Raw genomic sequence first — 26,935 nt, 5'->3', positions numbered from 1 at the left:
CCATGGGGTTCGACGAACGGTTCGCTGTCCTCGATCCCGATGTGTGGACGGCGTCCTACCTTCCCGCGTGGAGTTCGCGAGCCGCGGCGGCGGCCGCCTACACGGTGGGCGATGACGGCCTGACACTGTCGGTTCCCTTCGATCACCCGCTGTGGTGTCCTGATCTGCACGAGACGCCACTGCGGGTGTCGGCGATCCAGAGTGCGAATCGATCAGGGCCGGTGGGGTCGACCGATGCGCCGCAACCGTTCCGGGACGACCTGGTGGTGCGCGAGCAGCAGCCGACGGTGCTCGGCTTCACCCCGCATTTCGGGTCGATCGCGGTCACGTGCACCGCGGATCTTGGTGCGCGATCGATGTTCTCGGCCTGGATGGTGGGGCTGGAGGACCGCGCGGACAGGTGCGGGGAGATCTGCCTGATGGAGGTCTTCGGCGACACGATCGAGGGCGGTACCGCGCAGGTGGGGCAGGGTATTCATCGATTTCGCGATCCCGCACTGCGGGAAGACTTCTCGGCAGAGCGCCGCGACATCGACATCACCCGGTCCCACACCTACGCCGCCCACTGGCGCCCCGGATCGGTGGAGTTCACCATCGACGGTGAGGTGACGAGAACCTGCACCCAGGCGCCGGACTATCCGATGATGCTCATCCTCGGTGTCTTCGACTTCCCGGACCAACCGGGAGACGCGGGCCATGTGCCGTCGATGCGCGTCACCCGCGTGACCCATCGCTGACCGTTGTGTCGGACGTCACGGATCCCCAGCCGTTCGGTTTCGCTGTTCGCCGCCGTCTCACAGGTGACAACGTGAAATCGAAGGAGTGATCATGGGAGAGCTGACCGACAAGGCTCAGGAGATGGCAGGCCGCGCGCAGGAAGCGGTGGGCGAGGCGACCGGGAACGACGATCTGCGCGCCGATGGCGCGGCCGATCGGGTCGAGGCTGGAGCGAAGCAGAAGGTCGACGACGTGACGCAGGCGGCCGGCGAAAAGGCCTCGGAGGTCGCCGATTCCGTGCAGGACAAGGCCGGCGAGGTGAAGCACGCCGTGACCGAGAACGCACCGGAGACGTCCGTGGTCGCGCTCGCGGCAGCCGTCGGCGCCGTCGTCGTCGCGGTGTTGCTGCTGCGCCGTCGGCGCGCCTCGTCGGGCAAGCGCCACAAGGGTCGCAAGGTCGCGAAGAAGGCAGTCTCGGCCGGGCTGAAAGAAGCCATCACCTGGTGACCGAGCGGGGCCGCATCGCCTGAGGCGATGCGGCCCGCGAACGTCAGGCCTGCTTGAGCGCCTCGATCTCCAGCGTGATCGTGACCTTGTCGCCGACCACGGCGCCGCCCGTCTCCAGCGGCATGTCGATGTCGATGCCGAAGTCCTTGCGGTTCAGCACGACTGACGCCTCGAAACCGGCGACCTCGCCGTGTCCCATGCCGGGGTTCACCCCGTTGAACTCGAGGTCCAGTGAGATCGGCTTGGTGATGCCCTTGAGGGTGAAGTTTCCCTCGAGCACGTAGTGGTCGCCGGCCTCACGCACCGAGGTCGAGGCGAAGGTGGCGACGGGGTGGTTCTCCACGTCGAAGAAGTCGGCGGCCTTCAGGTGCGCGTCACGCTGCTCGTTGCGGGTGTTCACGGAGTCGACTGCGATCTCGGCCTGCACGGACGGGGTGCCGTCCTCGGCGACGGTGATCGTCCCGCTGAAGGTGTCGAATCCGCCGCGGACCTTGCTCACGACGAGGTGGCGTACCGAGAAGTTGACCGAGGAGTGGACGGGATCGATCGCCCAGGTACCGGTCGGCAGGGCGGTGGCAACAGAGCTGGTCATGGGAGTTCCTTCCGGACATGCGTCGGACGGTCCGACGGCAACATCCGCTGAAACGGACCGCGGTCCGAATACATTCCCGACACGTCGCGTCGACAATCGCGGAGGTCCCACGCGCGTGGTATCTGCGACGTTTAGTATCAGTAACCACGCGGAACCCCCACGGGTGTTCGGCGAAGTTAGGGCACACTGACACGCGCGGCCAACCATCGGCAGGGATACTTGCTGAGCCGGTCGCGCCGACCAGCGCGCCTACCGGGAACAGCCCACCGGACAGGTAGTTCGAGAGGACTTAGGAGAAGTTCGTGACGTACACGATTGCCGAGCCCTGCGTCGACGTCAAAGACAAGGCATGCATCGAGGAATGCCCTGTCGATTGCATCTACGAGGGCGCCCGGATGCTGTACATCCACCCCGACGAGTGCGTCGACTGCGGCGCCTGCGAGCCGGTGTGCCCGGTCGAGGCCATCTACTACGAAGACGATGTGCCGGACCAGTGGAGCAGCTACACGCAGGTCAACGCCGACTTCTTCAGCGAGCTGGGCTCGCCCGGCGGCGCATCCAAGGTCGGCCAGACCGACAACGATCCGCAGGCGGTCAAGGACCTGCCGCCGCAGGGTGAGGACTGACCTCAACGGCGGGACCCGGTCCCGTGCCTGACCTCGCCGCCCGTCGCCGTTCGGCGTCGTTACCGGTGTTCCCGTGGGACACCCTCGCCGACGTCACCGCGGCCGCGCGCGCCCATCCCGACGGCATCGTCGACCTCTCGGTGGGCACGCCCGTCGACCCGGTTGCTCCGATCATCCGCGAGGCACTCGCGGCCGCCAGCGCGGCGCCCGGCTACCCGACCACCGCGGGCACGGCCGCGCTGCGCGAATCGGCGGTCGCGGCGCTCGCCCGGCGGTACGGCGTCACCGGGCTCGACCCCGCCGCGGTGCTCCCGGTGATCGGCACCAAAGAACTGATCGCGTGGCTGCCGACCCTGCTCGGTATCGGTCCCTCCGACACCGTCGTCGTGCCCGAATTGGCCTACCCCACCTACGAGGTCGGCTCCCTTCTGGCCGGCGCGGCTGTGGTCCGGGCCGACTCGCTGACACAGCTGGGGCCGCAGGTTCCCGCGCTGGTGTTCCTGAACTCGCCCAGCAACCCGACCGGGAAGGTGCTCGGCGTCGAGCATCTGCGCAAGGTCGTCGGCTGGGCGCGCGAACGCGGCGTTCTGATCGCCTCCGACGAGTGCTACCTCGGGTTGAGTTGGGACGCGGCGCCGCTGTCGGTGCTGCATCCCGACGTCTGCGACGGTGACCACACCGGGTTGCTGGCCATCCATTCGCTGTCGAAGACGTCGTCGCTGGCCGGCTATCGCGCCGGTTTCGTCGCCGGCGATCCGGCGGTGGTCGCCGAGCTGCTCGCGGTGCGCAAGCATGCCGGGATGATGGTGCCGACGCCGGTGCAGGCCGCGATGGTGGCCGCGCTGGACGACGACGCGCACGAGGCTGAGCAGCGTGCCCGCTACGAGCATCGGCGCGGGCTGCTGCTGCCCGCGCTGCGCTCGGCCGGATTCACGGTCGACCACTCCGAGGCGGGGCTCTACCTGTGGGCCACCCGCGACGAGCCGGGCCGCGACACGGTCGCGTGGCTGGCCGAGCGCGGCATCCTCGTCGCACCCGGCGAGTTCTACGGCCCCCGCGGCACCCGGCACGTGCGGGTGGCGTTGACGGCGACCGACGAGCGGATCACCGCCGCGGCCGCCCGGCTCGCCTGACGTCCCGCCGCGAGTGCCCGGGGCTCAGGTCCCTGTGGCGAACAGACGCGAACTCGCGCGCGCCACGCCGAAAGTGCGCGAGTTCGCGTCTGCTCGCGGAAGAAAATCGCGGTCAAGAAAGCGTGAGCTCTGCCGGCGCGACCGAGGCGAGTGCCTCGCGGCAGGCGCGGATCGCCGGGGTGCGGCTGAGCGTGGTCCTGGTCGCGGTGAACACGGTGCGCCGGCGGGCGTCGACGTCGATGACGCGGACGTCCGGGCGGCGTCGCACCCGCATCAGATCCGGCAGGATCGCCACCGCGTTCCCGCTCTCGATCAGCGCGATCTGCGCTTCCAGGTCGTCGGTCTCGAAGCGGACGTCGGGCTCGAATCCGGCTCGGCGGCACAGCTGTTCGGCCCAGTGCCGGGATGCGGTGCCGGCAGGTTCCATGGTCCAGGGCAGCTCGGCCGCGTCGGCCACGGTGCGCACCCGCTCCCACCGCTCACCGGTCGTGGGCACGGCGAGCCGAAGTAGATCAGACGTCAGCGGCTCGCGATCCAGGTCGGGATAGACCCGCGCCGCGTGCCCGGGGTACTCCTCGGCGATCACCAGATCGAACTCCCGCAGCCACGTCTCGTAGAGCGCCTGTTCCGGTTCGCGCTGCGACATCGTCACACGCAGACGCGGATGACGGGACGCCAGCTCCGTGAGCATCTGCGGCATGAACGCCGAGGCGGCGGACTGGAACACGGCGAGACGCACCGTCCCGGAGGCCTCGCCACTGCGCGCCGCGACCTCGCTCGCAGCCAGCTCGAGCCGGTCCAGGATCGCCGCGGTGTGCTCGACGAGCACTTCGGCGGCCGGGGTGAGCCGCACCCGCCGGCCGACCTTCTCCAGCAGGGGCACCCCGACGTCGTGCTCCAGCCGGGCGAGGGCTTGGGACACCGACGACGGACTCTGGTGCAGCGCCTCGGCGACGCCGGCGATGGTGCCGCGCACACTCAGCTCCCGCAGCAGGCGCAAGCGGCGGGTGTCGAGCAGATCCGGGCGCCGAATAGTCACTTCTGCTTACGCTTTACCTTCACAAATCATCGCTTTATTTTAGGCTTCGTCGGCCGGGATCATGGAGACATGACACTCATCGACCGTGACGCCGACGTGCTGACCGACGTCGAGGCCCTGGTCCGCGGCTGGCTCGACGATGCCGCAGGGCGGCGGGACACCGCGGCGGCCCGCCGGCTCGCCGACGTGCTCCGCGACCCCGCCGGGCTCGACTTCACCGTCGGCTTCGTCGACCGGGTGATCCGCCCCGACGACCACCGCGTCGCAGCCGCCAACCTCCGCGATCTCGCGCGCAGCGCCCCGGGCTTCCTGCCGTGGCACCTGCGCCGCCTGATCTCGCTGGGCGCGGCACTGTCGCTCGTCGTCCCCGGACTGGTCATCCCGATCGCTCGCAGGGCGTTGCGGGAGATGGTCGGCCACCTGCTCGTCGACGCCACCGACCGGCGCCTCGGCCCGTCCATCGCCCGCATCCGCGACCGCGGGGTGAGGCTCAACATCAACCTGCTGGGTGAAGCGGTTCTCGGCCAGGGAGAAGCGCAGCGCCGCCTCGACGGCACCGAACGACTTCTCGCGCGTCCAGACGTCGACTACGTCTCGATCAAGGTCTCGGCAACCGTGCCGCCTCATTCCCCGTGGGCGTTCGACGAGGCGGTCGACCACGTCGAACGCAGCCTGCTTCCGCTGTTCACGCTCGCGGCCACCTCGCCGACGTCGAAGTTCATCAACCTCGACATGGAGGAGTACCGCGACCTCGAGATGACGATCGCGGTGTTCACCCGGTTGCTGGACCGTCCCGAACTCCTGCATCTCGAGGCGGGGATCGTGCTGCAGGCCTATCTGCCCGACGCCCTCTCGGCGATGATGCGGCTGCAGGACTGGGCCAGTGCCCGCCGACAGCGCGGCGGGGCAGGCATCAAGGTTCGTCTGGTGAAGGGCGCCAACCTGCCGATGGAACACGTGGAGGCCGACCTGCACGGGTGGGCCGTGGCGACGTGGCCCACCAAGCAAGACACCGACACCAACTACAAGCGGGTCCTCGACTACGCCCTGCACCCCGAGCATGTGGCGAACGTGCGCATCGGGGTGGCCGGCCACAACCTGTTCGACATCGCCTACGCGTGGGTGCTGGCAGGGCGGCGCGGGGTCCGGGACCGCATCGACTTCGAGATGCTGCTGGGCATGGCCGAAGCTCAGGCCGAAGCGGTCCGCCGCACCGTCGGGGGCCTGCTGCTGTACGTGCCGGTGGTGCACCCGAAGGACTTCGACGCCGCGATCGCCTACCTGGTGCGACGGCTCGAAGAAGGCGCGAGCCAGGAGAATTTCATGTCGGCGGTGTTCGACCTGCACGACGAGCGGTCCCTGTACGAGCGGGAGAGGGACCGGTTCGTGGCCTCGTTGGCCGCCCTCGACACTCAGGTGCCACTGCCCAATCGCCGTCAGGACCGCCGCACCGACGACCCGGAGGGGGCGGTGCACCCGGTGTTCGCCAACGTCGCCGACACCGATCCCTCGCTGCCGGGCAACCGGGCCTGGGGCCGGGCGATCACCGAGCGGATCGCGCAGTCCGCGGCTGGGCTGGCGCTGGTCGACGAGCACACGGTGACCGGTGCCGATCACCTCGAGACGGTGATCGCCGACGGTGTCGCCGCCGGCAGTGCATGGTCGGCGCAGTCGGGTGCACACCGGGCGGCGATCCTGCGGCGTGCCGCCGGCACCCTGGAAGCCGCCCGCGCGCGGCTGCTCGAGGTGATGGCCGCCGAGACCGGCAAGACCCTCGACCAGGGCGATCCGGAGGTCTCAGAGGCCATCGACTTCGCGAATTACTATGCCCACCTTGCCGAAACCCTCGACGACGTCGACGGCGCCACCGCTGTCCCGGTCGGACTGACCGTCGTGACGCCGCCGTGGAACTTCCCGGTCGCGATCCCGGCAGGCTCGACGTTGGCGGCGCTGGCGGCCGGTAGCGCGGTGATCATCAAGCCGGCCACGCAGGCGCGCCGGTGCGGATCGGTGATGGTGCAGGCGCTGTGGGACGCCGGCGTCCCGCGCGACGTGCTGCAGCTCGTCCACGTCGACGAGAGCGAACTCGGTTCGCAGTTGGTCTCCGATCCGCGGGTCGGTCGGTTGATCCTCACGGGTGCGTTCGACACGGCGGCCCTGTTCCGTCGGCTGCGGCCGGAGCTGCCGCTGCTCGCCGAGACCAGCGGCAAGAACGCGATGGTGATCACCCCGCATGCCGACATCGACTTGGCCGTCAAGGATCTGGTGGCCTCGGCGTTCGGCCATGCCGGCCAGAAGTGCTCGGCCGCATCGTTGGCGATCCTGGTCGGCTCCACCGCGAACTCCGCGCGGTTGCGTAATCAGCTCGTCGACGCGGTCACCTCGCTGACGGTCGGGTACCCCTCTGACCCCACCGCGCAGATGGGTCCGGTGATCGAGCCTGCTGATGGAAAACTGTTGCACGCCTTGACCACTCTGGGTCCGGGGGAGCAGTGGCTCGTCGAGCCGCGCCGGCTCGACGACACCGGCCGGCTCTGGTCGCCCGGGGTGAAGACCGGGGTGCGTCGTGGCTCGGAATATCACCTGACCGAATACTTCGGTCCCGTACTGGGTCTCATGGAAGCCGCCGACCTGGACGAGGCGATTGCCATCCAGAACGAGGTGGACTACGGTCTGACCGCCGGACTGCATTCCCTCGACCGTGCCGAGATCGTACGCTGGATCGACACGGTCGAGGCCGGCAATGCCTACGTCAACCGGTCGACGGTCGGTGCGATCGTGCGACGGCAACCGTTCGGCGGGTGGAAGAAGTCCGCGGTCGGCGCCGGCACCAAGGCCGGCGGGCCGAACTACCTGATCGGGCTGACCGACTGGCAGACCGCACCCGCGACACGCGGCACGGCTCTGACGCCTGTGTTGGACGACTTCCTGAGTGCTGCAGCAGATCTCGGTGTGAACCGCGATGTCCTGCAACGGTCCCTGGCTTCCGATGCGCTGGCCTGGGAGCAGGAGTTCGGTGTGGCCCGCGACGTGACAGGTCTTGCGGCAGAGAAGAACGTCCTGCGCTATCGGCCCGTGCCGGTGACGGTGCGCGCGGAAGACGACTCGACCGTGGCGCTGCTGCGCGTCGTCGCTGCAGGTGTGCTGGCGCGCAGCCATGTCACCGTCTCGACCCCTTCGCCGCTGGAGCCGGCGGTGGCCGGGCTGCTGCACGCCCACGGCGTGACCTGTCGCGCCGAGGACGCCGACGCCTGGCGAACGAGGTTGCGCAGTAAGAGTATTGACCAAGCTCCTGCCCGCGTCCGGCTCCTGGGGGGCACGCGTGAAGCGTTCGCCGCAGCCAGCGACGGCAGGGCCGACATCGCGCTGTACGCACAACCGGTGGTCGAAGCGGGGCGGGTCGAGATGCTGACGTTCCTGCGCGAACAGGCGGTCTCGGTCACCGCGCACCGGTTCGGTTCGCCCACGGCGCTCGTGGACGGCCTGTTGGCCTAGGCCGGGCACTCAGGCCGGGTACGCCGCGACCGGCATGATCACGGTGCCCTTGCAGACGCCCTCGAGGATCTCGGTGCGCCAGCTGCCGTACATCGAACCGTCCAACGTCGGTGCGTAGAACACCAGTGAGCGGGCGGGCACGTACTCGCGGGGCACATCGTCGCCGCGGTAGCACTCCCACTGCCAGTTGTAGTTGAACACCCACTGCTTGCCGTCCCACGTGTAGCGGCTCGGCTGCGGCACCGTCGGATTGCTCGGGGCCGGACCGTCATTCGCCGTCGCCACGCATGTGCCCGCGCAGGACGTGTTGAACGTGTACTGGGCGCGGAAGTCAGGCTCCGGCTGGCGGGCGGCGATGCTGGTGCCCAGCTTGCTCGATGCGAACGTGATCACCGTGTAGGGCCCGGACCAGTCGGGGAGGGCGGCCGTTGCCGTCGCGGCGGGATGGACGCACGCGGCGGCGACGAGCATCGCAGACGCGCAGGCGGTCCGTCGGGCAGACATGGTTCCTCGCCGTAGTTGCAGTTGTTACCTGTGAACGGTATCTCCGCTGACGGGCGCCGATCCCCGCCGACACGGGCACGGTTGCGTCACGGGTTGATCTCGTCCGCAGTCAGCCGTCACAGCCCGGCAAGCAGCATCAACGTCCACGCCGCCATCGACTGCGCATCGGTGATGACGCCGTCACGCATCATCTGCTCGACGTCGGCGCGCACGAACCACGCGCTGCGCATGTCTTGTTCTTCGTGCTCACGGTCGTGCGGGCCCTCGGTGATGCCGGTGGCCAGGAACACCCGGCCGCGTTGGCTGCTCATCCCCGGCGCGACGTCGAGCAGTCCGAGTTCGGTCAGCGTCTGCGCCGTCAAACCCGTCTCCTCCCGGAGCTCGCGCGCCGCCAGTTCGGCCGGCTCGAGGTGGGCGCGGTCCGGGGCGGTTCCTTGGGGAAACTCCCAGCGCCGCAATCCCAGTGGGTAGCGGAACTGCTCGACGAGGTGGAACCGGTCACCATCGCGCGGGATCACCAGCGCGTAGGTGGGCTTGTCGACGACGGCGTAGATCCCGCGGCTGCCGTCGGGGCGCGCGATGTCGTCCTCGCGGATCGTCAACCAGTTGTTCTGATAGATCTCGCGTGACGCGAGCGCCCGGATCGGCTCCATGGCCCCAGTATCGCCGAGTAGGTCAGGCCCGGCCGGGTAGCCTCAGTGGGTGCTGCTGGCCTCTCTGAACCCTGCCGCGGTGGCTGCCGGAGCCGATATCGACGACGCGGTGCGGATCGACGGCGTGACGCTGAGCCGAAGCGACCTCGTCGGCGCAGCCACTTCGGTCGCCGAACGCGTCGCAGGTGCTACGACGGTTGCCGTGCTCGCCCGGCCGACCGCCGCCAGCGTGCTGGCCGTCGTCGGCGCGCTGATCGCCGGCGTGCCCGTGGTCCCGGTGCCCGCCGACGTGGGCGCTGCCGAGCGCCGCCACATCCTCAGCGATTCCGGTGCCCAGGCCTGGCTGGGGGAGCTGCCCGAGGACACCGGGGGCCTGCCGCACATTCCCGTGCGGATGCACGCCCGGTCCTGGCACCGCTACGCCGAACCCCCCGCGGACGCGACGGCGCTGATCATCTACACCTCGGGCACCACCGGAGCGCCCAAAGGCGTGCTGGTCAGTCGCCGGGCGATCGCGGCCGACATCGACATGCTCGCCGCGGCCTGGGAGTGGACGGCCGAGGACACGCTGGTGCACGGGCTGCCGCTGTACCACGTGCACGGGCTCGTGCTCGGCCTGCTCGGCTCGCTGCGCATCGGCAATCGCTTCGTCCACACCGGCAAGCCGTCGCCGCAGAACTACGCGCAGGCGGTGTCCGCCGGCGGCACCCTGGTGTTCGGGGTGCCCACGGTGTGGTCCCGCATCGTCGACGACGGCGACGCCGCCCGGGCGATGACGCCGGCGCGACTGCTGGTGTCGGGGAGTGCGGCGCTGCCGGTGCCGGTGTTCGACGGGCTGGCCGAGCTCAGCGGCCACCAGGCGGTGGAACGGTACGGAAGTACCGAATCGCTGATCACGTTGAGCACGTTGGCATCCGGCGAACGCAGGCCGGGGTGGGTGGGTCTTCCGCTGGACGGCGTGAACACGAAGATCGTCGCCGAGGACGGGACGATCGCCCCCCACGACGGTGAGACGATCGGCGCGCTGTATCTGCAGAGCCCCACACTGTTCGACGGGTACCTGAACCGGCCCGACGCCACGGCGGAGGTGCTCGGCGACGACGGTTGGTACCACACCGGCGACGTCGCGGTGATCGACGCGGCAGGTATGCACCGCATCGTGGGCCGCGAATCGGTCGACCTCATCAAGAGTGGGGGCTTCCGTATCGGTGCCGGCGAGATCGAGACCGTGCTGCTCGCGCATGCCGGGGTGAGTGAAGTCGCGGTCGTCGGGGCGCCGGATGCCGATCTCGGGCAACGGATCGTCGCATTCGTGGTCGGCGACGCTTCACCTGATGAGCTGATCGAGCATGTCGCGCAGGAGCTTTCGGTGCACAAGCGGCCGCGGGAGGTGCGCATCGTCGACGCATTGCCCCGCAACGGCATGGGCAAGGTGCTGAAAAAGCAACTGCTGCAGGAGTTCTGATGTCGGTCCGGCGAGGGAGCGTGTCTGCACGCAACACGCCGCGCTCATCTGGCAGAACACGCGCGCTCGCGGCGATCGGGTGCGCGCTGACCGTCGCGGCCTGTGCTTACGCGCCCCAGCAGTCACCGCCGTCGCAGCCGCAGGTCATGCTCGTCCAGACCAGCATCGTCGCGCCCCCGCCACCCGAACCCGCCGCGCCACCCCCGCCCGTCGAACCGCTGTCCATCGGGTCGGCGGCCGTCGACACCACGGGCGGCTGGTTGCCCGACGGCACCACGCTGTCACCGTTCGACACCGCCAACCCGATTCTCTCGCAGATGAATCCGGCTCTCGTGCGGGCCGTTCAGGACGCCACGCGGGCTGCGCAGCCGGCGGGTATCGACATCCGCATCACCTCGGGCTGGCGCTCGAAAGGCTTCCAACAGCGGCTGTTCGACGACGCGGTACGCAGCTACGGCAGTGTGGCAGCCGCGGCGCAGTTCGTGGCCACGCCGGAGGTGTCCCGTCACGTCCAGGGCGAAGCGGTCGACATCGGGCCGCCCGCGGCCGATGAATGGCTCATCGCCAACGGCAAGCAGTTCGGACTCTGCCAGATCTATGCCAACGAGATCTGGCACTTCGAGTTGGCCGTCGACGCGCAGGGTAACTGCCCGCCGCTGCGGCCCAACGCCGCCGGCTGAACTAGGGCTGAGCCGGAAAGGCTTTGCGCGACACCGCGGCAATGACCGTTCCGCAGATGATCAAGGCCACCGCGACCCACGGCAGCGCCCCCAGCCCGGCCCGGTCCAGCAGCATCGCACCCAGCGCGGATCCACCGGCGATCCCCACGTTGGCCGTCGCGTTGACCCATGCCCCGGCACGTTCCGGCGACACCGCGTGGGTGCGCACCGCGCAGGCCTGATAGATCGATGGAACCCCGCCGAACGCGGCGCACCACAGCGCCGTCGCGCCGAGGACAGCCACCAGCGCCGGCCAGCCGAGTCCGAGCAGCACCACGGCCGCCACGGTGGCCAGCAGCAGGATCAGGGTGGTGCGGCGGGGATTGCGATCGAGTCCCTTGCCGGCGTACCAGAGTCCGATCAGCCCGCACGCGCCGCAGCCGAGCAGTATCGGTCCGATGAACGCCGGCCCGACGCCGCTGGACAGCAGCAGCAGGCTGATGAAGGTGTAGGCACTGAAGTGGCCGACGAAGACCACCAGGTTGGACGCGGACACGGCGGCGAGCATGCCGCGGCGCCCGGGCTCGGGCTTGCTGGTCGGCAGGGTGTTGGCCACCGCCGGGAGCACGACACCGACGAGCACGAACGTCGCGACCGACGCCACCGCCAGTGCGATGAACGAGGCGCGCCAACCGGCCGCCGCCCCGAGCGAGGTCAGCAGCGGCACGCCCAGCACCAGGCCGGCGGAGACACCGCTGCCGGCGATCGCCAGCGCCCGGCCCACCTGCGCACGTGACACCAGCCGCGGGGTGTAGCCGATCAACAACGCGAAGAACAGTGCGTGGGTGAGGCCGCCGACGGCGCGGCCGACGGCGACGACGGCGAAGGTGGGGGCGAGTGCGACCACTGTGTTGCTCACCACATAGCCGGCGATCGTGGTCATCAGGAGCGGTTTACGGGGGAACTGGGAGGTGGCCATCGTCAGCGGTACGGCGAACACCGCCACCATCACCGCGTAGAGCCCTACGAGAAGGCCGGTGGTCGACGCGGAGACGCCGAACGCCGAGCCCAGGTCGGGGAGCAGCCCCACCGGCAGCATCTCGGTGGTGACCGCGAGTGCCGAGGCCAGTGCCAGCGAGAGCAGGGCGGGCAGGGCGTCGCGCAGACCGCGCGTCGTGTCCTGGTCGGCTGTCAGAGTCACGTGTGCTTAATATACTCGGAAGCCGAGTTTATTCAAAAGGAGTATCGCGCATGGTCTCTGCGCACGCCGAACGGTTGCGTTGGCTCACCGCCGCGCAGCTCCTCGCGGTGATGCGGGACGAACGCGGGATCACGCGCGCCGCCGCAGCGGCGCGTCTCGGCATCGGCAGCGGCAGCGCCAGCGAGTTGGCCGCGCGGTTGCGGAAGGCCCGCCTGCTCGACGAGGCCCCCGCGGCGGCGCAGGGGCGTGGCCGCCCGACCGCGGTGCTGGCCGCCCACCCCGAGGGCCCGCTGATCCTGGCGGCTGACCTGGGGGCTGCCGATTGGCGGCTGGCGGTCGCCGGTGTGGACGGCCGCCCTGAGATCGTCGCGCACGAGGCCTATGCCGGTGACGATCTCGGCGGTGCGTTGACAGCGATGTCGCGCGCGATCGGCGCGGCGTATCGCCGGCACGCCGATCGTGTTGCGGCGCTCTCGGTGTCGGTGGCAGGCACGGTCAGCGAGGCCAGGCTCGTCCAGTTCACCGCCCGGGGTTCGCGAGATGTCGACCTCGCGGTCCTGACCGCGAGGATCCCACGACGGGTGGCCGTGCTGCTCGGCAACGACGCAACCCTGGCGGGGTTGGCCGAGGCCCGCACCGGTGCTGCGCGCGGCGTGACGACGGCACTGCATCTGATGGTCGCGAAGGGCATCGGCGGGGCGCTGGTGGTCAACGGTGATCCGGTCGCAGGCGCGCACGGAGCGGCGGGGGAGTACGGCCACATTCCGTTCGGAGACCTCGACCGCGAGTGCCCGTGCGGGGCGCGGGGCTGCTGGGATCTGACCGTGGACGGCCGGGCGCTGGCGCGTCACCTCGGCGAGCCGGAGCCCGCCGATCCGGTGGGTTATGTCCGTGTCCTCACCGCACATCGGGACGCGTTGTCTCACAAAGCGTTCGAGCGGGTGGCGACGTCTCTGGGCCGTGGCATCGGAGCACTGGTCAATCTGCACGACCCGCAGGTCGTGACGCTCGGCGGGGTAGCCGCCTTGGTGCGCGCACAGGCCGGCGATGCGTTCGACGCTGCCTTCCGTGACGGGCTGATGGCGTTCCGGAAGGCGTCGCCGCCTGCGGTCCGCGATGCCCAGCACGGCGAGGACGGGCCGCTGCAGGGCGCTGTGATCGCGGGACTCGACCATGTGACGACGCCGGACGCGCTGGCGGCGTGGGTGGACCGGCGGGGCGCCTGACCTTACGCGCGCCGGTTCACCACCGGTCCATCAGTCCGAACACCTGCAATCCGTAGACGACCGCGACGATGAGAAAGAGAACGGCGATGAGTGCGGCGGCGGCCATGCCCGCGATCGCCACCGGTGTGAACCGGCGTTTGGGCGGCGGGTCCTGGTTCGCCGACGCCGACAGAGAACCCGAATCTGGCGGCGTATCGCCCGGCTGGACACTGCCGCCCTCAGCGAGGCCGGTCGTGTCGCTGGGGTCCGGGTCGGGAGGAAGCGCTGTCTCGTGCTCGCCGCTCGCCGCCATGGGTGACTCCTGTCGACGTGGTTTCGAAGACAATCCCCACGCGCCGGGGGTGGTAAACGGATTCCCGTGGCTGCGGCGTGTTCGTCAGAGTTCGGTCACGGGCGCCCGATGCGCGCTCGCGCGCGCCGAGCGCGCGGAGACTGCCAGCGCGCGCGGCGTGTCGACGTACAAACACGAGCGCTCGCCGAACTGGCGGGACTAGTTGGCGTGCAGGGCGTCGTTCAGCGTGATGCCGGTGCCATCGCGCTTGACGACTTCGACCGCGCCTGTCACCGAATTACGCCGGAAGAGAAGGTTGTTCGCGCCCGAGAGTTCACGAGCCTTGACCGTCTTCCCGTCCGCGGTGGTGACCTTGGTGCCTGCGGTGACGTAGAGCCCGGCCTCGATCACGCAGTCGTCGCCCAGCGAGATGCCCAGGCCCGCATTGGCGCCCAGCAGGCAACGCTTCCCGACCGAGATCACCTGCGTGCCACCACCGGAGAGAGTGCCCATGATCGACGCGCCGCCACCGACATCGGAGCCGTCGCCGACCACCACGCCCGCCGAGATGCGGCCCTCGACCATCGAGCTGCCCAGCGTGCCGGCGTTGTAGTTCACGAAGCCCTCGTGCATGACCGTCGTCCCGGGCGCCAGGTGCGCACCGAGGCGCACCCGATCCGCGTCGGCGATCCGCACCCCGGCCGGCATCACGTAGTCCACCATCCGGGGGAACTTGTCCACGCCGTAGACGGTGACGGGGCCACGGCGACGCAACCGGGCTCGTACGATCTCGAATCCCTCGATGGCGCATGGCCCGTAGTTGGTCCACACGACGTTGGTGAGCACGCCGAAGAATCCGTCGGCGTTGAGCCCATGCGGCGCCACCAGTCGGTGCGAGAGCAGGTGCAGACGCAGGTAGGCGTCATAGGCGTCGACGGCCTTGTCCTCCAGCGACCCGATCGTGGTGCGCACCAGCACCGTCTCGACGTCGCGGTCGTCATCGCGGCCGGCGAGTTCGGCCAGTTCGGCGGGCACCTCGGCCACCGACAGCCGCACGGTCCCCGAGTCTGCCTCGGTCGAAAGCTCGGGGGCGGGGAACCACACGTCGAGAACGGATCCGTCGGCCGCGATGGTCGCCACGCCGATACCTGATGCTCCTGAAGTCACGGTGCTTCAGGCTACCGGTGCGCCTAGCATCGCCTCACAGGTCCCAACCCCGGCGAGGAGGCGCACCACGAGCACCGACGTGACGTTGCGCCAGCTGCGCTACTTCGCCGTCCTCGGCCAGGAGCTCAACTATCGGCGCGCAGCCGAGAAGCTGTTCATCACCCAGCCCGCGCTGTCCACCGCGATCAAGCAACTCGAACAGCACTTCGGCGTCGTGCTGTTCCGGCGCAACACCCGCGAGGTCGCGCTCACCGATCTCGGCACGGCCTGGCTACCCCAGGTGCAGCAGGCACTGGCCGGTGTGGATGCCGTCGTCGACAACCTCGTCATGCTCTCGGGCACCCGCCGTGGCGTGCTGCGGGTCGGCTACCTTATCGGCACCGGCGCTGACCTGCTGTTCCGCCTGGTGCGCCGCTTCGAGGCCGCCTACCCCGACGTCACGGTCGAACCCATCGAGTTCGACTTCGCGGACCCGACGGCGGGCCTCGCCGAGGGCACCACCGAAGTGGCGATCATTCGTCCGCCGGTCGACCTGCCTGAGCACCGCATGCTGATGCTGGATTCCGAGTCGTGGGTGGCCTGCCTGCCTCGCGACCATCGGCTGTCGGGGCGCGCCGAGGTCTCGGTCATGGAGCTGCTCGACGATCCGATCGTATGCGCGCCGCTGACAGCGGGCACGTGGCGCGACTACTGGCTGGCGATGGACGTGCGGGGCAACCGCCCGCCGACCATCGCCGCGGTGGCCGCCACCTACGAGGCCGAGACGACGGCGATCGCGCGCGGGCTCGGGATCAGCTTCACGACGTCGTCGGTGGCCAGGTTCTACGACCGGCCTGGCATCGCCTACGTCCCGATCAGTGACCGGCCGCCCAGCCACACCGCACTCGCCTGGAACCCCGGCAACCTGACGCCCCAGGCCGACGCCCTCGTCCGGTTGGTGGCCGAACAGTGGAGCACCGGGGAACCCGAACCGGAGTGATAAGCGCAGTTTATGACGAGATCAAAACATCGAACTTCCGGTGACGCCGAGATGGCGGAAGTCTGTCCTGGAGTGTCCATCCCCCCAGCGTGACCTGGAGTGACCATGACCGACGCAGTCATCCGCCCTACTCATTCATCCCCACCCGAGACGAACACCGAAGACGCGGTGCTCGCCGAACTCGGCTACACCCAGAAGCTGGACCGTTCGGTCGGCACGCTGGCATCGTTCGCGATCGGGTTCGCGACGATCAGCGCCACCACCGCGGTGTTCACCGGCTTCGGCGCCGGCTACTTCACCGCCGGCGCACCGTTCGTGTGGACGCTGCTGCTGGCCGGCGCGGTGTTCACGCTGTGGACGTTCATCGCCGCCGATCTGACGGCCAAGCTGCCGCTGGCCGGCTACTCCTATCAGTGGATCAGCCGGATCAACGGGCCCAATCTCGCGTGGTTCACCGGCGTCATCGCGCTGTTGGGCTGGGTCTGCGGCATGACCGGCGTCGGCTTCATCCTGTCGGGGTACCTCGGCGGGTTGTTCGGCTGGAGCATGAGCCAGAGCGCGCAGATCCTGCTGGCCATCGCGGTGGTCTTCGTGTGCGTGCTCATCAACATCTACGGCGTTCGGTTCGCGACGATGGTCAACAACATCGGCGTCAGCCTCGAACTCGTCATCACCGTCGGCGCCACGGCACTGATCGCGATCATCGCGTTCTCCTCGCCGGAGAACCACCAGCCGATCTCGACACTGTTCACCGGCGGGCAGTCCGGCGACAAGGACTCCTACATGCTGGCCTGGCTCGCCGCCGCGCTGGGACCGTTCTTCGGCCTGATCGGAGTCGAATCGGGGGCCGATGTCGCCGAGGAGACCAAGAACGCCCGCCGGGTGGTGCCCAAGACCATGTTCTACGCCCTCATCACCTCGATCGTCATCGAATTCCTGATGTACGTGGTGTACGTGCTGGCCATCAAGGACACCGCTGCGGTCGAGGCGAATTCGGCCGCGCCGATCGAAGAGATCATCACCCAGCAGGCCGGTCCCGTCGTCACCAAGATCGTGGTGGCCGTGGCACTGACCAACATCCTGGCCTGTCTGCTGGCCAACATGCTGGTGGCCACTCGGCTCACGTACTCGATGGCCCGCGACAACATGCTCCCGTTCTCCCACGTGTGGCGCCACGTGTCGCCCAAGAGCAAGACCCCGACCTACGCCGTGCTCGGGTTGGGTTGCCTGTCAACGGCCCTCCTGCTCTCGGCGCTGGTCAACGAAAAGGCGTTCAACTACATCATCGGCATCGCATCGCTGCTGTTCTTCTTCGTCTACATCCTGCAGACCATCGGGCTGATCGTCGGCTACCGGCGCGGCACGATCCCCGCGGGTGAGCCCGGCACCTTCGACCTCGGCCGCTTCCGGCTCCCGCTCTACGTGACGGCGCTCGTGGTGTTCCTCGCCGTCGCGGTCGCCCTGCTCTTCCTCCCGCAGTTCACCAGCAACAAGTGGGTGTTCCTCGGGATCGTCGCCGTCGCGGCGCTGTGGTGGGCCACCGGCCTGAAATCGCGCCTGGCGCGCGGTGACGCGGGTGCGACGTACGCCAAGACCCACAATCTCTGAGCGCCACCCCTGATAACCGAAAGGCATTGCTTCCCATGACTGTTACCGACACAGGAATGTCCAATCTCGTCGCTGTCGAACCCGGTGCCATCCGCGAGGACACCCCGCCCGGCTCGGTGATCCAGTACAGCGACTACGAACTGGACACCTCGAGCCCGTACGCCGGCGGCGTCGCCTGGATCGAAGGCGAGTTCATCCCCGCCGAGGACGCGCGCATCTCGATCTTCGACACCGGGTTCGGGCACTCCGACCTGACCTACACCGTCGCACATGTCTGGCACGGCAACATCTTCCGGCTCGGTGACCACCTCGACCGCCTGCTCGACGGCGCCCGCAAGCTGCGCCTGGACGCCGGGATGAGCAAGGACGAACTCGCCGAGATCACCAAGAAGTGCGTGAGCATGTCGCAGCTGCGGGAGTCCTTCGTCAACCTGACGGTCACCCGCGGTTATGGAAAACGCAAGGGGGAGAAGGACCTGACCAAGCTCACCCATCAGGTGTACATCTACGCGATTCCCTACCTGTGGGCGTTCCCTCCCCAGGAGCAGATCTTCGGCACCACTGCCGTCGTCCCGCGCCACGTGCGTCGCGCCGGCCGCAACACCGTCGACCCGACGATCAAGAACTACCAGTGGGGCGATCTCACCGCGGCCAGCTTCGAGGCCAAGGACCGCGGTGCCCGCACTGCGATCCTGTTGGACTCCGACAGCTGCGTGGCCGAGGGGCCCGGGTTCAACGTGTGCATCGTCAAGGACGGCGTACTGGCGTCCCCGTCACGCAACGCGCTGCCGGGCATCACCCGCAAGACCGTGTTCGAGATCGCGGACGCGATGGGCATCGAGGCGACGTTGCGTGACGTCACCAGCCACGAGCTCTACGACGCCGACGAGATCATGGCGGTCACCACCGCCGGCGGTGTCACCCCGATCAACACCCTCGACGGTGAGCCGATCGGGTCGGGAGAGCCCGGTCCGATGACCGTGGCCATCCGGGACCGGTTCTGGGCGCTGATGGACGAGCCGTCGCCGCTCATCGAGGCCATCCAGTACTGACGGCTCACAGCGAGAGGCCCAGCGCCACCGCGGCGGCCGCCGCGAATGCCGCTGTCCCGTAACCGAGTACCCGGACCTCCAACGTCGGCACCTCGACGGCGTCGGGGCCGCGGATGCGGCGCGACCGCCGGTATCCGAGTACCAGCACCGCGACGGCGAGCACACCCGCTGACGCCGCCAACCACGGCCCGCCCGCGATGGGTGGGCCGTGGTGGCGGATCAGCATCAGCGCTCCGCCGACCAGCAGGCCCAGGGCGCTGCGCTCCCATGAGAGCAGGGTCCTTTCGGTCTGCAAGCCCGGCTTCTCCGGCACGTCCGTGCCCATCAGTGCCCGGTCGGAGGCCAGACCACCAACACCACCAGCACGCCGACCGCGACGACGGCGATGCCGGCGGCCAACGCCGCGGGGATGCGGGTGGGCGGTAGATCGACACCGCGGCGCATCGCGTCCTGCACCACCCGCCACCGGTGCACGGCCGACACGGCGAGCGCGCCGCCACCGGCGGTCAGCACCACGCTCAGCAGATGCCGCGCCCCGGCGATCCCGAACGCCGGCGCGAACTGCACGACGGCCACCCCGCCGGCGATCAGCGCCAACGCGGTACGAATCCACGCCAGGAAGGTGCGTTCGTTGGCGAGGGTGAAGCGGTAATCCGGTTCCTGCTCAGACGGCGGTGTCATCGAGCTCCTCAGTCCGGCGACGCTCTCACGCTAGCGAACCGACTACCGTGTGTCTCGTGCTCGACCTTCACGGTGACCCGATCGCATTGACCGCGGCGCTGGTGGACATCCCCAGCGAGTCCCGGCACGAGACGCGCATCGCCGACGAGATCGAAGCCGCGCTACGCGCGCAGACCACCGGCTTCGAGATCGTCCGCCACGGCGACGCGGTGCTGGCGCGTACGGACTACGGCAAGCCGTCGCGCGTGCTGCTGGCCGGGCACACCGACACCGTGCCCGCCGCCGACAACGTTCCGAGCCGCCGCGACGACGACCTCCTCTACGGTTGCGGCACCTCGGACATGAAGTCCGGTGATGCGGTGTTCCTGCATCTGGCCGCCACGGTCTCCGAACCCGCACACGACCTCACGCTGGTGTTCTACGACTGCGAGGAGATCGAGGCGTCGGCCAACGGACTCGGCCGCATCGAACGCGAACTGCCCGACTGGCTGCGCGCCGACGTGGCGATCCTCGGCGAGCCGTCGGGAGGACTCATCGAAGCCGGCTGCCAGGGCACGCTGCGGGCCGTCCTCACGGCGACGGGAACGCGCGCGCACTCGGCGCGATCGTGGCTGGGCGACAACGCGATTCACAAACTGGCCCCAGTCCTGACCCGGCTGCAGCACTATCAGGCCCGCAGCGTCGACATCGACGGATGCGTCTACCGCGAAGGGCTCTCGGCGGTGCGCATCGACGGGGGCGTCGCCGGCAACGTGATTCCCGACGTCGCCTCGGTCACGGTGAACTTCCGCTTCGCGCCCGACCGCACCGTGGACGCCGCCTACGCACACGTGCTGGAGGTGTTCGACGGGCTGGACGTGACCCTCGAGATGACCGATTCCGCCGCCGGTGCGCTGCCCGGCTTGACACGCCCCGCCGCGGCCGCGCTCGTGCAGGCGGCCGGGGGCGCCGTGCGCGCGAAGTACGGCTGGACCGACGTGTCCCGATTCGCGGCGCTGGGAGTGCCGGCGGTGAACTACGGCCCCGGAGACCCGAATACCGCGCACCGCGTCGACGAACACGTCGAGGTCGCACAGATCACCGCGGTCACCGAGACGTTGCGGCGGTACTTAATCGGTTGACGGGTCTGGTTACCCTGGACCCATGCTCTCTCGCTGACGACTGAAGTGCCATCTGCCCGTACGTCTCGAGAGTTCTGTCATGTCTTCGATCGTCTTCTCCCATGTCTCGTTCGCCTGGCCCGACGAGACCCCGCTGTTCACCGACCTGTCCTTCACCGCCGGCCCCGGCCGCACCGGGCTCGTCGCACCCAACGGCACCGGCAAGAGCACGGTGCTGCGCCTCGCTGCAGGTGAGCTCGTCCCTACCGCCGGATCGGTGAGCACCGACGGCACGATCGGCTACCTGTCTCAGACCCTGCCACTGCTCGACGACCGCACCGTCGCTGAGCTCCTGGGCATCGCCGACGTGCTGGCCGCGCTGGAGGCGTTGACAGGCGGGGATTCTCGTGAGGAGGTGTTCACCAGCATTGGCGACGACTGGGACGTCGAGGAGCGCGCCCGCGCCCAGCTCGACCGTCTCGGGCTGGGACAGATCGGCTTGCGCAGGTCGTTGCGCACCCTGTCCGGGGGAGAGGCCATCACACTCGGACTTGCCCGAGAGTTGCTGCAGCGCAGAGAGATCCTGCTCCTCGACGAGCCCACCAACAACCTCGACGCCGCCGCGCGCGCCCGGTTGTACGAGGCGCTCGGCGACTTCACGGGGTGCCTGCTGCTGGTGAGCCACGACCGGGTGCTGCTGGACCGCATGGACCGCATCGACGAGTTGCGCGGCGGCGAGATCACTTCGTACGGCGGAAACTTCACCGCGTACCAGGAGGCCGTCGAGGCGGCCGAGCACACGGCACGCAGCGCGGTCCGCCAGGCGGAGCAGCACCTCAAACGCCAGAAGCGTGATCGCCAGCAGGCCCGGGAGCGCGCCGACCGGCGCAGCGGCGCCGCCAAGCGGGCACTGCCCGACGCGGGTATACCGAAAATCATAGCCGGAGCGATGAAGCGCCGTGCCCAGGTGAGCGCGGGACGCACCGACGACGTGCATACGCGGCGCATCGACGACGCGCGGACCCGGCTGGACGAGGCCGAAGCGCTGCTGCGCGACGACGACACGCTCACCCTCGAACTGCCGGACACCGCCGTTCCCGCAGGTCGTATGGTGTTGCGCTGCAACGACATCGCGGTCACGCATGATGACCGCGATGTGTTCGCCGGGGTCGAGTTCTCGATCCGCGGCCCCGAGCGGATCGCGCTCACCGGCGCCAATGGCAGCGGAAAGACCACGCTGCTGCGGGTGCTGCTCGGAGATCTCGTACCCGGACGCGGCACGGTGGAACGCTCAGGTGGCCGGGTGGCGTATCTGTCACAGCGGCTCGATCTGCTCGACGACAACGCCACGCTCGCCGACAATCTCGCCACCCGCGCACCCGGGCTGTCGGTGACGCGCCGCCGACATCTGCTGGCGCAGTTCCTGTTCGGAGACGACGCGGTCGATCGGGCGGTGTCCACGCTCTCTGGCGGCGAGCGGTTGCGCGCCACGCTGGCGTGCGTGCTGTTCGCCGAGCCCGCACCTGAGTTGCTGCTGCTCGACGAACCCACCAACAACCTCGATCTCGTCAGCGTGGCCCAACTCGAACAGGCCCTCCAGGCCTATCGAGGTGCGTTCGTCGTGGTGAGCCATGACGAGACGTTCCTGACGGCGATCGGTGTCGATAGGACGCTGCGCCTGAATGCCGGACGCCTGAGCTGAGCTCGATTCAGGCGGATGCGGCCACCGCGGCACGCCCGAAAGCGCACGGCACCTCGCCCGCGAGCCGGCTCACCGTGTCGGCGCCCCGCGGATCGCCCAGCGCCACAGCGTCGGCCGCGGCCCGCAATGCCACGGCCTGTTGCCCGCCCCGTTCCGCGGCCTTGACCGCATCCCGGGCCGCCGCCACCGCGCCGTGGGCGTCCCGGCGCGCCGACATCGTCCACGCCCGCGCCAGCGCAAGCTCCGGTGCGAACAGCATCGACTTGAGGCCGTGCCGAGACTCCGCCCGCGACAACGCTTTTCCAGCCTCGACGGTCTCGCCGAGCCGGCCCAGGGCCTGCGCCAGCAGCATCCAGGCCAGCGGCCCCCACGAATACCCCGTCGGTGCCAGGGCCGCGGCCGAGGCACGCAACAGCGCCACCGCCCGCGCCGTCTCGCCGGTGGCGATCAGCACGTCGGCGACCAGCACCTCACCGATTGCGCGACCGGGCTGGCGGCGCTGGGCGAAATCGGTGAGCCGCTGCGCCAACGCCAGCGCGCGCTCGGGCTCCCCGGCCATCAGCAGCGCGGTCGTCTGGCCGAAGCCGCTGGTGAACCGCAGCAGGCCGGGCTGGCCGGCTGACATCGCCCGCTCGGCGAGCGCGTCGACGTCGGCGAACCGTCCCATGCGGGCCGCGCACAGCGCCGCGGCCGAACCCGCCCAGCCGAGTGCGGTCTCGTCGGCGACCGACGATCCGAGCACCTCGTCGGCGAGTTCGACGGCCCTGCCGAGGTTGCCTGCGTTCATCGCGAACGTCGCCGACAGCGCGTCCAGCGTGGTCCGCGCCGCGGGCGAGCTCACCTTGCCGCGGGTGGTCTGCAGGAACGCCGTCGCGCGCTCGGGCTCCGAGAGCATCCAGAACTGGTTGGCCGCCGTCGGCAACGCCCACGCGAGCAGCTCGTCCTCGGTCAGTCCGGCGGGCTCCACCTCGGCCAGCACCGCATCCGCGTCGCGGCCGCGGCCCTGCCACGCCAACGCGTACCCGACCGTCAGGCGGGCACCCAGATCGGGCGCCTGCGCCAGCGCGGCCTGCCCCAGCCGCTCGGACAGCTCCAGATCGCCGAGCCGCAAGGCATCGCTGGCCGCGGCGCACACCTGCGCCGCCGGCGGTGGCGTGTCGCTGCCCACGGCCAGCGCCGCCAGATGCAGCCGGGCGACCACGCCCCGCGGACCCGCCTGCGACAGGCGCCCCACCACGGCTGTGCGCAGCCGCCGGATCTCCGGCCCGCCCAACGCCGCACGCACGGCGTCACCGAACAGAGGATGTGCCGGACGCACCCCGTCCTCGTCGACCGTGATCACCCCGGCCACGGTGGCGTCGTCGACCGCACCGGCGCTCGTCAACACCGCCAGATCCTCGAGACTCAGCGGATCGCACACCGCCAGGTACTCCAGCACCCGGCGCGCCTGGGGCGTCACCGCGTCGACGAAGTCGCCGACATGGGCCATCAACCGGTCGTCGTCGTGCCCGGGCGGCTGCAGGTCGATGCGGGCCACCAGCCCGTCGTGCCACAGTGCGCTGACCTCGGCGGGCACCGAGTTCGCCGAGACGCTCGCCGACAACAGAATGCTCACTGTCCCGCTGACCGCCACCTGGTAGATCAGCGCGGCCGACAGCGGATCGAGCAGATGCGCATCGTCGATCACCAGCAGCCGACCGTCGCCGAGCCGGTCGCGGGCCGCCCGCAGGACGGCCGCCGTCGTCCCGGTGTCGGGAACGTCGACGAGATGGTCGACGGCGGCGAATGGGATCGCGGTCCGGGTCGCCGTCGCGCGCACCCAGTCCACCCGCGGGACGTCGGCTCCGAGCCGCTCGGCCGCCCGGCGCAACAGCCACGTCTTCCCCACTCCGGCAGGCCCGATCAGGGCCGCGCCCGCACGATCGCGCACCCCCGCTTCCAGCTGTGCCAAGGCCGGCTCGTCGGGTGCGGTCACCCAGGTGACAGGCGTGGGCACGGGCACCGGCCCAGCCTATGGCTAAGTTTTAGGTCGTGTCCCCGGAACCCGATCGCAGATGGGCCGTCTGCGTGTACTGCGCCTCTGGCCCCACCGAATCCCGGTTGCTCGACCTCGCCCGGCGCCTGGGCGCCGCCATCGCCGACCGCGGCTGGACGCTGGTCTCCGGCGGCGGAAACGTCTCGGCGATGGGGGAGGTGGCCGCGGCAGCCCGCTCCCACGGCGGGCGGACGGTGGGGGTGATCCCGAAGGCGCTGGTGCATCGCGAGGTGGCCGACACCGAGGCCGACGAGCTCGTCGTCACCGACACGATGCGCGAACGCAAACAGATCATGGAGGACCGCGCCGACGCCTTCATCGCGCTGCCCGGCGGCATCGGCACCCTCGAAGAATTCTTCGAGGCCTGGACAGCGGGCTATTTGGGTATGCACACCAAGCCAATCGTGATGCTCGACACGTGGGGGCACTACGAGGGGCTGCTGGACTGGCTACGCGGGTTGGTCCAGAGCGGCTATGTCGGCGAGGGCGCGCTGGCGCGTCTGACGGTCGTCGACGACATCGAGGCCGCTCTGGCTGCCTGTGCGCCGGGCTAGTGTGACCGGCACAACAACCACCGGCGACAGCCACGCACGACAACGACCACAGACGATCAAGGGGAGCGCGAATGAGCGGTAAATCCGGTAAGCGGAGCAGTGTCGGGGTTCTCGACATCGCGAGCCAAGTACCGGGATTGCTGATGGACACACCGACGATCGTGCAGGGCGTCGTCACCGGGTTTCTGGCCCGTCCGACGGCGAAGACCTCTATCGGCAAAGTCTTCCAGGATCGCGCGGGCCGCTACGCGGACAAGGTGTTCATCAAGTTCGACGACATCGAACTGACCTACGGCGAGGCCAACGAGACCGTCAACCGGTACGCCGCGGTGCTGGCGGCGCGCGGTGTGGGCCACGGTGACGTCGTCGGTGTCATGCTGCGCAACTCCCCGGATTCGGTGCTGCTGATGCTCGCCGCGGTCAAATGCGGCGCCATCGCCGGGATGCTGAACTACCACCAGCGCGGTGACGTGCTCAAACACAGCCTCGGCCTGCTCGAGGCCAAGGTCGTGATCGCCGAGGTCGACCTGGTCGATCCGATCACCGAGAGCGGCGCGGACACCTCCGGGGTGGTCACCGTCGACGAGATGAAGGAGAAGGCGCAGGGCGCGCCCACCAGTAATCCCGCCACTACGTCGGCCGTGCTGGCCAAGGACAAGGCGTTCTACATCTTCACCTCGGGCACGACGGGTATGCCCAAGGCCAGCGTGATGACGCACTACCGCTGGCTGCGGGCGCTGGCCGGGTTCGGCGGCCTGGGCATGCGGCTCAACAGCAACGACACGCTGTACTGCTGCCTGCCGCTGTACCACAACAACGCTCTGACGGTCGCGCTGTCGTCGGTGCTGAATTCCGGTGCGACGCTGGCGCTGGGCAAGTCGTTCTCGGCGTCGAAGTTCTGGGACGACGTCATCCGCTACGAGGCCACCGCGTTCGTCTACATCGGCGAGATCTGCACCTACCTGCTCGGTAAGGAGGAGAAGCCGACCGACCGCCAGCACAAGGTCCGGGTGATCGCAGGCAACGGGCTGCGGCCGGCGATCTGGGACGAGTTCACCGAACGGTTCGGCATCAAGCGGGTCTGCGAGTTCTACGCGGCCAGCGAGGGCAACACGGCGTTCGTCAACGTGCTCAACATCGACAAGACGACTGGCATCTGCCCCACCCCGGTGGCGTTCGTCGAGTACGACGAGGAGACCGGGGACCCCAAGCGCGACGACAAGGGTCGACTGCGGAAGGTGAAGACCGGCCAGCCTGGCCTGCTGTTGTCCAAGGTGAGCAACTTCCAGCCCTTCGACGGCTACACCGACAAAGAGGCCACAGAGAAGAAGCTCGTACGCGACGCCTTCAAGGAGGGCGACGTCTGGTTCAACACCGGCGACCTGATGCGCGCCCAGGGCTTCGGGCATGCCGCGTTCACCGACCGCCTCGGCGACACGTTCCGGTGGAAGGGCGAGAATGTCGCCACCACCGAGGTCGAGGCCGCGATCTCGACCGACCCGCAGGTCGAGGAGGCCACGGTGTTCGGCGTCGAGGTGCCCGGCGCCGGTGGTCGGGCGGGCATGGCTGCCGTGCAGCTCAAGGAGGGCAAGGAGTTCGACGGCAAGTCGCTGGCCAAGGCTGCCTTCGACAAGCTGCCCGGCTACGCCGTGCCGCTGTTCGTGCGCGTGGTCGAGGAGCTGGCCCACACGTCGACGTTCAAGTCGCAGAAGGGTGACCTCCGCAAAGAGGGCTACGGCAAGGCCTCCGGTGACGACGACGACTCCGAGGACGTGGAGATCGAGGATCCGATCTACGTGCTCTCCGGCAAGGACGAGGGTTACGTGCCGTTCTACGACGAGTACCCCGAAGAGGTCGCCGCGGGCAAGAAGCCCAAGTAGTCGGGTGATTTCGGCGTGGTTGCCGCCGCTCAGCGACGACAACCACGCCGAAATCGCACGGTCCGTAGCCTGGGGACGTGCAGTCGACG

Annotated in this window: 25 protein-coding genes; 15 read left to right on the top strand and 10 right to left on the bottom strand. The window is 69.3% G+C overall.

What is annotated here, in order from left to right; genetic code table 11:
- The first annotated feature begins 2 nt into the window (after positions 1-2).
- On the top strand, positions 3-737 hold the full coding sequence (locus tag ACZY1G_RS05890; RefSeq protein WP_463815548.1) for a glycoside hydrolase family 16 protein: 735 nt from the start codon (positions 3-5) through the stop codon (positions 735-737).
- 91 nt (positions 738-828) lie between these two features.
- Positions 829-1,224, top strand: a complete 396-nt coding sequence (locus ACZY1G_RS05885; protein WP_463821864.1) for a CsbD family protein — start codon at positions 829-831, stop codon at positions 1,222-1,224.
- A gap of 43 nt (positions 1,225-1,267) precedes the next feature.
- Here ACZY1G_RS05885 and ACZY1G_RS05880 read toward each other — a convergent pair whose 3' ends face one another.
- A complete protein-coding gene (locus tag ACZY1G_RS05880; protein WP_463815551.1) occupies positions 1,268-1,816 on the bottom strand; it encodes a YceI family protein in 549 nt (182 codons plus the stop codon).
- 302 nt (positions 1,817-2,118) lie between these two features.
- On the opposite strand from ACZY1G_RS05880, the gene fdxA reads away from it, so the two are divergent.
- Together fdxA and dapC are read left to right on the top strand one after the other, a co-directional pair.
- A complete protein-coding gene (gene fdxA / locus ACZY1G_RS05875; RefSeq protein ID WP_463815552.1) occupies positions 2,119-2,442 on the top strand; it encodes a ferredoxin in 324 nt (107 codons plus the stop codon).
- Positions 2,443-2,465: 23 nt separating this feature from the next.
- A complete protein-coding gene (gene dapC, locus ACZY1G_RS05870) occupies positions 2,466-3,575 on the top strand; it encodes a succinyldiaminopimelate transaminase (RefSeq protein WP_463815553.1) in 1,110 nt (369 codons plus the stop codon).
- 112 nt (positions 3,576-3,687) lie between these two features.
- Here the strand turns inward: dapC and ACZY1G_RS05865 are convergent, their stop codons facing one another.
- The gene (locus ACZY1G_RS05865; RefSeq protein WP_463815554.1) at positions 3,688-4,614 is read right to left on the bottom strand and encodes a LysR substrate-binding domain-containing protein; all 927 of its coding nucleotides are present in this window, start codon (positions 4,612-4,614) and stop codon (positions 3,688-3,690) included.
- A gap of 69 nt (positions 4,615-4,683) precedes the next feature.
- Here ACZY1G_RS05865 and ACZY1G_RS05860 point away from each other — a divergent pair, with 69 nt between their 5' ends.
- Positions 4,684-8,109, top strand: a complete 3,426-nt coding sequence (locus ACZY1G_RS05860) for a bifunctional proline dehydrogenase/L-glutamate gamma-semialdehyde dehydrogenase (protein WP_463821863.1) — start codon at positions 4,684-4,686, stop codon at positions 8,107-8,109.
- Between the two features lie 9 nt (positions 8,110-8,118).
- Here the strand turns inward: ACZY1G_RS05860 and ACZY1G_RS05855 are convergent, their stop codons facing one another.
- Positions 8,119-8,613: an Rv2253 family sensor-like surface protein gene (locus tag ACZY1G_RS05855; RefSeq protein WP_463821862.1), complete on the bottom strand. Its 495-nt coding sequence runs from the start codon at positions 8,611-8,613 to the stop codon at positions 8,119-8,121.
- A 116-nt stretch (positions 8,614-8,729) separates the two neighbouring features.
- Complete coding sequence (locus tag ACZY1G_RS05850) at positions 8,730-9,266, bottom strand: NUDIX domain-containing protein (RefSeq protein WP_463821861.1); 537 nt, start codon at positions 9,264-9,266, stop codon at positions 8,730-8,732.
- A 49-nt stretch (positions 9,267-9,315) separates the two neighbouring features.
- Between ACZY1G_RS05850 and ACZY1G_RS05845 the strand changes: the two genes are divergently transcribed.
- Together ACZY1G_RS05845 and ACZY1G_RS05840 are read left to right on the top strand one after the other, a co-directional pair.
- The gene (locus ACZY1G_RS05845; protein ID WP_463821860.1) at positions 9,316-10,731 is read left to right on the top strand and encodes an acyl-CoA synthetase; all 1,416 of its coding nucleotides are present in this window, start codon (positions 9,316-9,318) and stop codon (positions 10,729-10,731) included.
- 20 nt (positions 10,732-10,751) lie between these two features.
- Positions 10,752-11,411, top strand: coding sequence for a M15 family metallopeptidase (locus ACZY1G_RS05840; protein ID WP_463815558.1), 660 nt, complete (start codon positions 10,752-10,754; stop codon positions 11,409-11,411).
- A gap of 1 nt (position 11,412) precedes the next feature.
- On the opposite strand, the gene ACZY1G_RS05835 is transcribed toward ACZY1G_RS05840, so the two are convergent.
- The gene (locus ACZY1G_RS05835) at positions 11,413-12,591 is read right to left on the bottom strand and encodes an MFS transporter (protein ID WP_463815559.1); all 1,179 of its coding nucleotides are present in this window, start codon (positions 12,589-12,591) and stop codon (positions 11,413-11,415) included.
- Positions 12,592-12,641: 50 nt separating this feature from the next.
- Between ACZY1G_RS05835 and ACZY1G_RS05830 the strand changes: the two genes are divergently transcribed.
- The gene (locus ACZY1G_RS05830) at positions 12,642-13,817 is read left to right on the top strand and encodes an ROK family transcriptional regulator (protein ID WP_463821859.1); all 1,176 of its coding nucleotides are present in this window, start codon (positions 12,642-12,644) and stop codon (positions 13,815-13,817) included.
- Between the two features lie 16 nt (positions 13,818-13,833).
- Here the strand turns inward: ACZY1G_RS05830 and ACZY1G_RS05825 are convergent, their stop codons facing one another.
- Both ACZY1G_RS05825 and dapD read right to left on the bottom strand, forming a co-directional pair.
- On the bottom strand, positions 13,834-14,109 hold the full coding sequence (locus tag ACZY1G_RS05825; RefSeq protein WP_463815562.1) for a DUF6480 family protein: 276 nt from the start codon (positions 14,107-14,109) through the stop codon (positions 13,834-13,836).
- Between the two features lie 198 nt (positions 14,110-14,307).
- The gene (gene dapD / locus ACZY1G_RS05820) at positions 14,308-15,255 is read right to left on the bottom strand and encodes a 2,3,4,5-tetrahydropyridine-2,6-dicarboxylate N-succinyltransferase (RefSeq protein WP_463821858.1); all 948 of its coding nucleotides are present in this window, start codon (positions 15,253-15,255) and stop codon (positions 14,308-14,310) included.
- Between the two features lie 79 nt (positions 15,256-15,334).
- On the opposite strand from dapD, the gene ACZY1G_RS05815 reads away from it, so the two are divergent.
- The 3 genes from ACZY1G_RS05815 to ACZY1G_RS05805 all read left to right on the top strand — a co-directional run bounded on the left by ACZY1G_RS05815 (position 15,335) and on the right by ACZY1G_RS05805 (position 18,894).
- Positions 15,335-16,234, top strand: coding sequence for a LysR family transcriptional regulator (locus tag ACZY1G_RS05815; RefSeq protein WP_463821857.1), 900 nt, complete (start codon positions 15,335-15,337; stop codon positions 16,232-16,234).
- A gap of 105 nt (positions 16,235-16,339) precedes the next feature.
- Positions 16,340-17,842, top strand: a complete 1,503-nt coding sequence (locus tag ACZY1G_RS05810; RefSeq protein ID WP_463821856.1) for an APC family permease — start codon at positions 16,340-16,342, stop codon at positions 17,840-17,842.
- A gap of 56 nt (positions 17,843-17,898) precedes the next feature.
- A complete protein-coding gene (locus ACZY1G_RS05805; protein ID WP_463815568.1) occupies positions 17,899-18,894 on the top strand; it encodes an aminotransferase class IV in 996 nt (331 codons plus the stop codon).
- Between the two features lie 4 nt (positions 18,895-18,898).
- On the opposite strand, the gene ACZY1G_RS05800 is transcribed toward ACZY1G_RS05805, so the two are convergent.
- The gene (locus tag ACZY1G_RS05800) at positions 18,899-19,219 is read right to left on the bottom strand and encodes a DUF202 domain-containing protein (RefSeq protein ID WP_463821855.1); all 321 of its coding nucleotides are present in this window, start codon (positions 19,217-19,219) and stop codon (positions 18,899-18,901) included.
- Positions 19,219-19,575: a YidH family protein gene (locus ACZY1G_RS05795; protein WP_463821854.1), complete on the bottom strand. Its 357-nt coding sequence runs from the start codon at positions 19,573-19,575 to the stop codon at positions 19,219-19,221. Before ACZY1G_RS05795 ends, ACZY1G_RS05800 begins: the two co-directional genes overlap by 1 nt.
- A gap of 56 nt (positions 19,576-19,631) precedes the next feature.
- Between ACZY1G_RS05795 and dapE the strand changes: the two genes are divergently transcribed.
- Both dapE and ACZY1G_RS05785 read left to right on the top strand, forming a co-directional pair.
- Complete coding sequence (dapE, locus tag ACZY1G_RS05790) at positions 19,632-20,696, top strand: succinyl-diaminopimelate desuccinylase (protein WP_463815571.1); 1,065 nt, start codon at positions 19,632-19,634, stop codon at positions 20,694-20,696.
- A gap of 79 nt (positions 20,697-20,775) precedes the next feature.
- Positions 20,776-22,377, top strand: coding sequence for an ABC-F family ATP-binding cassette domain-containing protein (locus ACZY1G_RS05785; protein ID WP_463821853.1), 1,602 nt, complete (start codon positions 20,776-20,778; stop codon positions 22,375-22,377).
- Positions 22,378-22,384: 7 nt separating this feature from the next.
- On the opposite strand, the gene ACZY1G_RS05780 is transcribed toward ACZY1G_RS05785, so the two are convergent.
- Positions 22,385-24,379: an AAA family ATPase gene (locus ACZY1G_RS05780; RefSeq protein WP_463821852.1), complete on the bottom strand. Its 1,995-nt coding sequence runs from the start codon at positions 24,377-24,379 to the stop codon at positions 22,385-22,387.
- A 29-nt stretch (positions 24,380-24,408) separates the two neighbouring features.
- Between ACZY1G_RS05780 and ACZY1G_RS05775 the strand changes: the two genes are divergently transcribed.
- Positions 24,409-24,966 (top strand): LOG family protein, encoded by a 558-nt coding sequence (locus ACZY1G_RS05775; RefSeq protein WP_463815574.1) that lies wholly within the window; start codon positions 24,409-24,411, stop codon positions 24,964-24,966.
- 71 nt (positions 24,967-25,037) lie between these two features.
- A complete protein-coding gene (gene fadD6, locus ACZY1G_RS05770) occupies positions 25,038-26,846 on the top strand; it encodes a long-chain-acyl-CoA synthetase FadD6 (protein ID WP_463815575.1) in 1,809 nt (602 codons plus the stop codon).
- Positions 26,847-26,935 lie beyond the last annotated feature (89 nt).

This window comes from Mycobacterium sp. IDUB_5 (assembly GCF_055419565.1).
Note: the sequence above shows the minus strand (reverse complement) of the source record. Positions and strands in the feature narration are given on the sequence as shown.